Below are 8,708 nucleotides of genomic sequence, written 5' to 3' on the forward strand. Positions count from 1 at the left end.
CCCCAGCCCGGCGGCCACCCCCAAGGGCCGCCCCGCACCGGCGGTCAGTCGCCTCGAAGCGCGCGGCCTGCAGAAGTCCTACGGCAGCCGCAAGGTGGTCAAGGACGTGTCGCTCGCGGTCTTCAAGGGCGAGGTGGTCGGCCTGCTCGGGCCCAACGGGGCGGGCAAGACCACGTCGTTCTACATGCTGGTCGGTCTGCTGCGCTCCGATGCCGGCCAGATCCTGCTGGACAACCAGGCGATCGAGAGCCTGCCCATCCACCGCCGCGCGCGCCTGGGCCTGGGCTACCTGCCGCAGGAGGCCTCGATCTTCCGCAAGCTCAGCGTGGCCGACAACGTGCGCGCCGTGCTGGAACTGCAGGTGGACGAACAGGGCAAGCCGCTGGACCGCGCCACCATCGAGAGCCGGCTCGACGCGCTCCTGCAGGACCTGCACGTGGATCACCTGCGCGATTCGCCCGCGCCCGCGCTCTCCGGCGGTGAGCGCCGCCGCGTCGAGATCGCGCGCGCCCTGGCCACCGAGCCGCGCTTCATCCTGCTCGACGAGCCCTTCGCCGGCATCGACCCGATCGCCGTGATCGAGATCCAGCGCATCATCGGCTTCCTCAAGTCGCGCGGCATCGGCGTGCTGATCACCGACCACAACGTGCGCGAGACGCTGGGCATCTGCGACCGCGCCTACATCATCAACGACGGCCACGTGCTCACCAGCGGCACCCCCGCCGAGATCGTGGAAAACGCCGACGTCCGCCGGGTCTACCTCGGCGAGCACTTCCGGATGTGAGGCCGTGAAGCAAGGCCTTTCCCTTCGCGTCTCGCAGCATCTGGCGCTCACGCCCCAGCTGCAGCAGTCGATCCGCCTGTTGCAGCTCTCCACGCTGGAGATGGCGCAGGAGGTCGAGCAGATGCTCGACGAAAACCCGTTTCTCGAGCGCTCCGAGGAGATCGCCGAGCGCGAGACCTTCGGGCTGGAACAGACCGACGTGCCGGTGAGCGCGGGCGAGCAGATCGCCGAGGCGGCTGTGCCCGACGCACCCGCTCCGCTGTCCTCGTCCCCGGAATCCACCAGCGCCAGCACCGACAGCGGTGACGGCGACGGGCTGGAAGGCAAGCTCGACGGCGCCACCCCGGTGGAGGAAAGCTGGGAAGGCGACGGCACGGTGGAGATGTCGCCCGACGACAGCGAGTGGGGTGGCGATGCGCCCGCGCGCAACAGCGGTTCGGGCGACAGCGACGAGACCGCCAGCGCCGCCGACCTGGCGCGCGCGCCCGTCAGCCTGCAGGACCACCTGCACGACCAGGCGCGCTGCCTGCGGCTGTCCGACGAAGACCGCGCCGCGCTGTACTTCCTGATCGAGTCGCTCAACGACGACGGCTACCTGGAAGAAAACCTCAGCGACCTGGCCGATGCCTGGCTGCACCTCTCGGGCATGCCGCAGCTGGCGGGCGACCCGAACGAGGCGCTGGAAGCGCGCGAAGCGCTGGAGCAGCGCCTGGCGGTGGCGCTGCAGCTGCTGCAACACATGGAGCCCTCGGGCGTGGGCGCGCGCGACCTGGGCGAATGCCTGCGGCTGCAGATCCTGGAGCTGCGCAACACCGCCGAAGCGCGCGCCGCGCTCGCCATCTGCAACCAGCCGCTGGAGCTCATGGCCAAGCGCGACGTGAAGCGCCTGTGCAACCTCTGCGGCCTCGACGACGAGACCGTGCGCGCCGCGCTCGGCCTGATCGCCCGCCTGGAGCCCAAGCCGGGCCGCCGCTTCGTCGACGTGGAGCGCAACGTGGTCGTGCCCGACGTCATCGTCACGCGCGCCGGCCGGGGCTTCAAGGTCATCCTCAACCCCGACGTGATGCCGCGCCTGCGCGTGCACGATGTCTACGCCAACGCCATGCGGCAGAACCGCGGCGGGCGCGACAGCGGCGGCGAGGCCGGCCACGCCGCCATGCAGCAACGCCTGCAGGAAGCACGCTGGTTCATCAAGAACATCCAGCAGCGCTTCGACACCATCCTGCGCGTCTCCAGCGCCATCGTCGAGCGCCAGCGCAACTTCTTCATGCACGGCGAACTCGCCATGCGCCCGCTGGTGCTGCGCGAGATCGCCGACGAACTCGGCCTGCACGAATCCACCATCAGCCGCGTGACCACCGCCAAGTACATGGCCACGCCCTTCGGCACCTACGAGCTCAAGTACTTCTTCGGCTCCTCGCTGGGCACCGAGACGGGCGGCAACGCTTCCAGCACGGCGGTGCGCGCGCTGCTCAAGCAGTTCATCGCCTCCGAGGAGCCGGCCAAGCCGCTGTCGGACAACCAGCTCTCCGACCTGCTGCGCGAGCAGGGCATCGAGTGTGCGCGCCGCACCGTGGCCAAATACCGCGAGGCGCTGCGCATCGCGCCCGCGAACCTGCGCAAAGCGCTATGACCCCCACGCTCCACCGCTGCGCGGGTCGCTGCCCCCCAAGGGGGCTGTTTCGCCTTGGGGCGGCCCGGCGGCGAAACGTCTTCCTATGAACCAACTTCAAGTTTTTCTGCCCTGCGCCGCCGGCGTGGAGGACATGCTCGCCGCCGAGGTGCAGCGCATCACCGGCGAAGCCTCGCCCTACAAGGCGCGCGGCGGTGTCGCGCTCAACGCGTCGTGGCGCGATGCCATGCGCCTGAACCTGCACAGCCGCCTCACGCAGCGCGTGCTCGTGCAGCTGTGGCACGGCGGTTACCGCAGCGAGCAGGACCTGTACAACGCCGCCAGCGAGGTGGCCTGGGAAATCTGGTTCACGCCCGCCGAGACCATCAAGGTCGAGATCACCGCCCAGCACAGCCCGCTGACCTCGCTGAACTTCGCCGCGCTCAAGGTGAAGGACGCGATCTGCGACCGCTTCCGCGCCAAGCGCGGCGAACGGCCGAGCGTGAACACCACCTGGCCCGACGTGCGCATCTACGTGCACCTGACCACCGACACCGTGAGCCTGTACATCGACACCTCGGGCGAGCCGCTGTTCAAGCGCGGCTGGCGCGAGGACAAGGGCGATGCGCCGCTGAAGGAAACCCTGGCCGCGGCGATGATCGCGGCCACCGGCTGGGAGGCCGGCATCGAGACACCGCTGGACGCCATCGCGCCGCTGTACGACCCCTGCTGCGGCAGCGGCACGGTGGTGATCGAGGCCGCGCAGATCGCGCTCAACATCGCGCCCGGCCAGCTGCGCCGCTTCGCGTTCGAGAAACTGCTGCCGTTCCAGCCGCACGTGTGGCAGGCCATCAAGGCCGACGCGGTGAAGCAGCAGCGCGAGTGGCCGGCGGGCCATGCGCCCGTCGTCTTCGGCAGCGACGTGTCGTTCCGCATGGTCGATTTCGCGCAGCGCAACGCCGAGCGCGCCGGCGTGGCCCATGCCGTGGAGCTGCGCGGCGGCGACGCGCTGCAGCGCACCCCGCCCACCAGCCGCCCCGGCGTGCTGCTGCTCAACCCGCCCTACGGCGAGCGCATCGCCGCCGCCGGCGTGGCCGGTGAGAACGCGAGCGCCCGCGCCCAGCGCATGGCCCCGCGCGCGCCGCGCACCTTCACCGTGGGTGCCCCGCCGCCGCCCGCCGCCGGCCAGGGCCGCGAGAGCGCGCAGATGGCCGACGGTGGCGACGGCAGCGACTTCTTCAACCAGCTAGCCGCGCACTGGAAAACCCACTACGCCGGCTGGAGCGCCTGGCTGCTCACGCCCGACCTCAAGCTGCCCGGCAAGATGCGCTTCAAGGAATCGCGCCGCGTGCCCCTGTGGAACGGCCCGATCGAGTGCCGGCTGTTCCGCTTCGACCTCACTCCGCGCAAGCCGCGCCCCCCTGCCGAGGCATGAACATGGCGACCGCGCTCGTGCTCGACACCAACATCGCGCTCGACCTGTTCGTCTTCCAGGACCCGGCCACTGCGCCCTTGCGCGACGCTTTGGAGCGGTCGGCCGGCAACTGGGTGGCCACCGCCGCCATGCGTGAAGAGCTGGTGCGCGTGCTGGCCTACCCGCAGATCGCGCGCCGCCTCGCGGCACAGGCGAGGCCCGCGCAGGACGTGCTCGATGCTTTCGACCGTTGCACCCGCCTCGTGCCCGAGGCACCGAAGGCCGCCTTCACCTGCAAGGACGCGGACGACCAGAAGTTCATCGACCTCGCCGCCGCCCACCGCGCCACGCTGGTCAGCAAGGACGACGCCGTGCTCTGCATGGCCCGGCGCATGGAGCGCATCGGCGTGACGATCTGCCGCGAGTGGAGGCACCCCGCCCATGCTGTTTGAACGCCGGCTGTGGGGACTGGTGGCCGCGCTGATGATCGGCGCCCCGGCCTGGGCCGTGCAGCGCTGCGAGCTCAACGGCGAGAGCGTGAACCCCAACAACGGCCACACCACGGCCGGCAAGAGCGGCGTGATGCGCTGCGTGGACGAGGACGGCCAGGTGCGCCGGCGCGAGCAGACCCTGCGCGAGGGCCGCTTCGTCGGCCCGGTCGTGATGGTGCTGGCCGACGGCGAGCGGCGCGAGTACAGCGTCAATGAGCGCGGCAACCGCCACGGTCTGGCCCGCACCTTCGACGGCAAGGGCACGCTGCGCAAGGAAGAGAACCTCGATAACGGCAGCAATGTCGGTGTGCAGAAAAACTTTGCCGAAGCCGGTTACCTGCAGGAACTGCACTTCTCCGACGAGCGCCGCACAGTGCTCACCATCGCCTACCTGGCCGACGGCACGCTGAAGGAACTGCGCTGCGCGCCCGCCAGCGTGCTGCCGCAGGACCGCGAGGTCTGCGGCCACAGCGGACGGGCGAGCGAAGTCACGCTGTACCGCGAACCCGGCAAACCTTCGGGCACCGTGAGCTACCTCCGGGGCCAGATGCAGCGCCTGAGCGTGCTCGATCGCGAGGGCCGGCTGGTGCGCAACGAGGAGCTCAAGGACGGCCGGCGCATCAAGCGCGTGTTCTACGTTTCAGGCCAGCCGCGCTCCGAAACCGACTTCATCGAACGCGATCCCAACGCCCCGGGCGGGCGCGAGGGCACGGCGCGCGAATGGGCCGAAAGCGGCCAGCTCACGCAGGAAACCACCTGGGCTCAGGGCTATGAGCAGCGCATCCAGCAGTGGTACCTGAATGGCCAGCCGAAGATGCGCCAGCAGATCCGCCGTGAGGGCCGCGAGCAGGAGCGCATCATCGAGAGCTTCTGGGACAACGGCAAGCCCGCGGCCGTCAACGCCGAGCGCAATGGCCGCCTCTGGGGCTGGCAGAAGTACTTCAACGAAGACGGCGTGCTCGTGCGCGAGGACGAGCACGGTGAGCGCGGGCTGCTGCAGCGCCGCAAGCGGTACAACGAGCAAGGCAGGCTGGAGCGCGAGGAGCGCTTCCTGGAAGACGGCTCGCGCATCTGAAGTTTCACAAGGAGACGGCCATGGCCATTCGGGTGGTTCGACTGGGCAGTGACAGGGCGGCGGGCGAGGGCACTCGCATCGGCACGGTGCGGCGGCCACCGCGCGGCGTGCCCAAGACCGAGTTTTCTTCGGGCAACTGGTACGACGTGTGGTACCCCAACCTCGCGCCCAGCGTGGAGACCATGAAGCTCGGCCAGTCCGCCGAGACGCCCGCGCAGTGGACTGCTTTCACACGGAAATACCGGGCCGAGATGGCCACGCCCGAGAACGCGCGCAACCTGGAGCTGCTCGCCGCGCTCTCGCACCGATCGGACTTTTCCGTCGGCTGCTACTGCGAGGACGAATCGCACTGCCACCGCTCGGTGCTGCGCGAGCTCCTGCAGGAAAAAGGCGCGAAGGTCGAACCGTGAGCGGCACGGACCTGCTGGCCCTGCTCACCGCACTCGGTGCGGCCACGGTGGGCGGCGTGTTCTTCGGCTTCTCCACGTTCGTGATGAAGGCCCTGGCGCAACTGCCCGCCGCGCAGGGCGTGGCGGCCATGCAGCGCATCAACATCGTGGTGATCAACCCCTGGTTCATGGGCGCGTTCATGGGCACGCTGCTGCTGTCCATCGCCTGCGTGGTGGTGGCATGGATGTCCGCGTCCGCCGCCCTGCTGGCGGCGGGGTTGCTCTATGCGGTCGGCACCTTCGGGGTCACCATGGCTTTCAACGTGCCGCGCAACAACCGGCTCGCGCGCCTGGACGCGGCATCTGACGAAGCCGCGGCGTACTGGCCGGTCTACGTGCGCGAATGGACGCGCTGGAACCACGTGCGCACCGGGGCGGCGCTGGCGGCAGCGGCGTGCGGCGTCCTCGTTTGGAGCAACTGAATCCCTACCCTTCTGAGAGAGAGGTTCCCATGGCCAGCACACGCTATTCCGGCAGTTGCCATTGCGGCAAGGTCGCGTTCGAGGTGGAGGGCGAGATCGGCAGCGCCCTGTCGTGCAACTGTTCGATCTGTTCGCGCAAAGGGTCCTTGCTCTGGTTCGTGCCCCGCGACCAGTTCACGCTGACCACTCCCGAGGACGCGGCCAGCACCTACCTGTTCAACAAGCACGTCATCAAACACCGCTTCTGCCCCACCTGCGGCATGCATCCCTACGCGGAAGGCGTGGACCCCAAGGGCAAGGCCATCGCGGCGGTGAACCTGCGCTGCATCGAGGGGCTGGACCTGAGCACGGTGCCGGTGCACGAGTTCAATGGGCGGGATGTGTGAAATACGGCGGGGAGTAGTAAGTAAAAAGTATTGATAAACTCCCGGGCTTTCAACAACCTGGGAGGTTTCTCATGATCCGTTTTTGCCTGTTTTTGTTCGGCGCGCTTTCACTCACCGGCTGCGCCTCGGTGATCAACGACGTGACCCATCCGATGAAGGTGGAGACGAAGACTGCTGAAGGGCAGGTGGTGGCCGGAGCGGATTGCAAGCTCACCAATGACTACGGCGTCGTCCAGATGAAATCCGGTGACACCGTGCAGGTGCGTCGCTCCAGCAAAGACCTGGATATCGTGTGCAAGGATCCGTCGAACCCGGAGGCGGTGGCCAAAGCCGTTTCACGTGCCAATGGCGGCATGTTCGGCAACATCATTCTCGGCGGTGGCATCGGCGCCATCATCGATCACAACAAAGGAACCGCGTACACCTACCCTCAGTGGGTCCAGCTGGTGTTCGGCAGAACCCTGATGTTCGACCGTGCGGCTGAGAAGGATGGCATGCCCATGACGGGCACCGACACGCCGACGGCAACCGCCAGCAAGTAGCCCTCCGCTTGGATCAGACCAGGCTGAACCGCTCCGCGCTCGCCCGCTCCCAGTAGGTCGTGAACACCGCGTGCTGCGCCGCGAGGTCGGTCAGCAGCGCGCCCGGTGGGGTGGAGGGCAGCAGGTTGGCCAGCAGGCGCACCTCGTTCTCGCTCACGCGGCGCACCAGGTGGTGCGAGGTGATCTGGCGCGGGTGCTGCAGCCCGGCGGCCTGCACCAGTTCCTGCAGCGCCATCAGCGTGCTCTGGTGGAAATGGAACACGCGCTGGGCCTTGTCGGGCACCACCAGCGCCTGCTGGCGCACCGGGTCCTGCGTGGTCACGCCGGTGGGGCAGTGGCCGGTGTGGCAGCTCTGCGCCTGGATGCAGCCCAGCGCGAACATGAAGCCGCGCGCGCTGTTGCACCAGTCCGCGCCAATGGCCATGGCGCGCACGATGTCGAAGGCGCTCACCACCTTGCCCGCGCAGCCGATCTTGATGTGCTCGCGCAGGTTCACGCCCACCAGGGTGTTGTGCACCAGGCGCAGACCTTCCTGCAGCGGCGCGCCCACGTGGTCGGTGAACTCCAGCGGCGCCGCGCCGGTGCCACCCTCGGCCCCGTCCACCACGATGAAGTCCGGGCGCACGCCGGTCTGCAGCATGGCCTTGACGATGGCGAACCACTCCCAGGGGTGGCCGATGCACAGCTTGAAGCCCACCGGTTTGCCGCCGGAGAGTTCGCGCAGCCGGGTGATGAAATGCATCATCTCGATCGGGGTCGTGAACGCGCTGTGCGACGAGGGCGAGACGCAGTCGATGCCCACCGGCACGCCGCGCGCGGCGGCGATCTCGGGCGTGACCTTGGGGCCGGGCAGCACGCCGCCGTGGCCCGGCTTGGCGCCCTGGCTGAGCTTGATCTCGATCATCTTCACCTGTGGGTCGATCGCATTGGCCTGGAAGCGCTCGGGGCTGAAGCGGCCGGTTTCGTCGCGGCAGCCGAAGTAGCCCGAGCCGATTTCCCAGATCAGGTCGCCGCCGTTGAGGCGGTGCCAGGCCGAGATGGACCCCTCGCCCGTGTCGTGCGCGAAGCCGCCCTGTTTCGCTCCCGCGTTGAGCGCCTGGATCGCATTGGCCGAGAGCGCGCCGAAGCTCATGGCCGAGATGTTGAAGACGCTGGCGTCGTAGGGCTGGGTGCAGGCCTCGCCGCCGATCAGCACGCGGAAGTCGTGCGTGGCCAGGGTGCTGGGCTGCAGCGAGTGGTTGAGCCACTCGTGGCCGTCGGCGTTCATGTCCAGCTGCGAGCCGAAAGGGCGCTTGTCGGTCTCGCCCTTGGCGCGCGCGTAGGCCAGGCTGCGCTGGCTGCGCGAGAACGGCGTGGCGTCCGTGTCGTTTTCCAGGAAATACTGGCGGATCTCGGGCCGGATCTTCTCCAGCATGAAGCGCAGGTGCCCGATGACCGGGTAGTTGCGCAGCACCGAGCTCTTGGTCTGCCGAAGGTCCCACAGGCCCACGGCCGACAGGGCCCCGAACAGCAGGAAAGTGAACCCGCCCACCC

The 8,708-nt window shown here is 68.7% G+C and carries 10 protein-coding genes; 9 read left to right on the forward strand and 1 reads right to left on the reverse strand.

Annotation, left to right across the window (positions count from 1 at the left end; all coding sequences use genetic code 11):
* Positions 1–67 precede the first annotated feature (67 nt).
* The 9 genes from lptB to AC07ZS_RS29010 all read left to right on the forward strand — a co-directional run bounded on the left by lptB (position 68) and on the right by AC07ZS_RS29010 (position 7,175).
* Positions 68–784: an LPS export ABC transporter ATP-binding protein gene (gene lptB / locus AC07ZS_RS28970; protein ID WP_494801904.1), complete on the forward strand. Its 717-nt coding sequence runs from the start codon at positions 68–70 to the stop codon at positions 782–784.
* Positions 785–788: 4 nt separating this feature from the next.
* On the forward strand, positions 789–2,417 hold the full coding sequence (gene rpoN / locus AC07ZS_RS28975) for an RNA polymerase factor sigma-54 (protein ID WP_494801895.1): 1,629 nt from the start codon (positions 789–791) through the stop codon (positions 2,415–2,417).
* An 85-nt stretch (positions 2,418–2,502) separates the two neighbouring features.
* Positions 2,503–3,831, forward strand: coding sequence for a THUMP domain-containing class I SAM-dependent RNA methyltransferase (locus AC07ZS_RS28980; protein ID WP_494801896.1), 1,329 nt, complete (start codon positions 2,503–2,505; stop codon positions 3,829–3,831).
* A gap of 2 nt (positions 3,832–3,833) precedes the next feature.
* Complete coding sequence (locus AC07ZS_RS28985) at positions 3,834–4,262, forward strand: putative toxin-antitoxin system toxin component, PIN family (protein WP_494801897.1); 429 nt, start codon at positions 3,834–3,836, stop codon at positions 4,260–4,262.
* Positions 4,252–5,376 carry a toxin-antitoxin system YwqK family antitoxin gene (locus AC07ZS_RS28990; protein WP_494801898.1) on the forward strand — a complete coding sequence of 375 codons (1,125 nt, stop codon included), beginning with the start codon at positions 4,252–4,254 and terminating at the stop codon, positions 5,374–5,376. The genes AC07ZS_RS28985 and AC07ZS_RS28990 overlap by 11 nt, the downstream gene beginning before the upstream one ends.
* Positions 5,377–5,396: 20 nt before the next feature.
* Positions 5,397–5,786 carry a DUF488 domain-containing protein gene (locus AC07ZS_RS28995; protein ID WP_494801899.1) on the forward strand — a complete coding sequence of 130 codons (390 nt, stop codon included), beginning with the start codon at positions 5,397–5,399 and terminating at the stop codon, positions 5,784–5,786.
* On the forward strand, positions 5,783–6,247 hold the full coding sequence (locus AC07ZS_RS29000; RefSeq protein WP_494801900.1) for an anthrone oxygenase family protein: 465 nt from the start codon (positions 5,783–5,785) through the stop codon (positions 6,245–6,247). The genes AC07ZS_RS28995 and AC07ZS_RS29000 overlap by 4 nt, the downstream gene beginning before the upstream one ends.
* A gap of 29 nt (positions 6,248–6,276) precedes the next feature.
* Positions 6,277–6,633: a GFA family protein gene (locus AC07ZS_RS29005; protein WP_494801901.1), complete on the forward strand. Its 357-nt coding sequence runs from the start codon at positions 6,277–6,279 to the stop codon at positions 6,631–6,633.
* A 71-nt stretch (positions 6,634–6,704) separates the two neighbouring features.
* On the forward strand, positions 6,705–7,175 hold the full coding sequence (locus AC07ZS_RS29010; RefSeq protein ID WP_494801902.1) for a hypothetical protein: 471 nt from the start codon (positions 6,705–6,707) through the stop codon (positions 7,173–7,175).
* Between the two features lie 13 nt (positions 7,176–7,188).
* On the opposite strand, the gene AC07ZS_RS29015 is transcribed toward AC07ZS_RS29010, so the two are convergent.
* Positions 7,189–8,708, reverse strand: a 1,520-nt coding sequence (locus AC07ZS_RS29015; protein ID WP_494801903.1) for an FMN-binding glutamate synthase family protein, incomplete at its 5' end; no start/stop codon positions are given.

It is taken from the genome of Hydrogenophaga sp. GW456-12-10-14-TSB4 (assembly GCF_059424305.1).

Coding starts and splice junctions, on each gene's coding strand:
- AC07ZS_RS28995 (WP_494801899.1), top strand. CDS start 5,397: ATGGCCATTCGGGTGGTTCGACTGGGCAGTGACAGGGCGGCGGGCGAG.
- AC07ZS_RS29005 (WP_494801901.1), top strand. CDS start 6,277: ATGGCCAGCACACGCTATTCCGGCAGTTGCCATTGCGGCAAGGTCGCG.
- AC07ZS_RS29010 (WP_494801902.1), top strand. CDS start 6,705: ATGATCCGTTTTTGCCTGTTTTTGTTCGGCGCGCTTTCACTCACCGGC.
- AC07ZS_RS28985 (WP_494801897.1), top strand. CDS start 3,834: ATGGCGACCGCGCTCGTGCTCGACACCAACATCGCGCTCGACCTGTTC.
- AC07ZS_RS28990 (WP_494801898.1), top strand. CDS start 4,252: ATGCTGTTTGAACGCCGGCTGTGGGGACTGGTGGCCGCGCTGATGATC.
- AC07ZS_RS28980 (WP_494801896.1), top strand. CDS start 2,503: ATGAACCAACTTCAAGTTTTTCTGCCCTGCGCCGCCGGCGTGGAGGAC.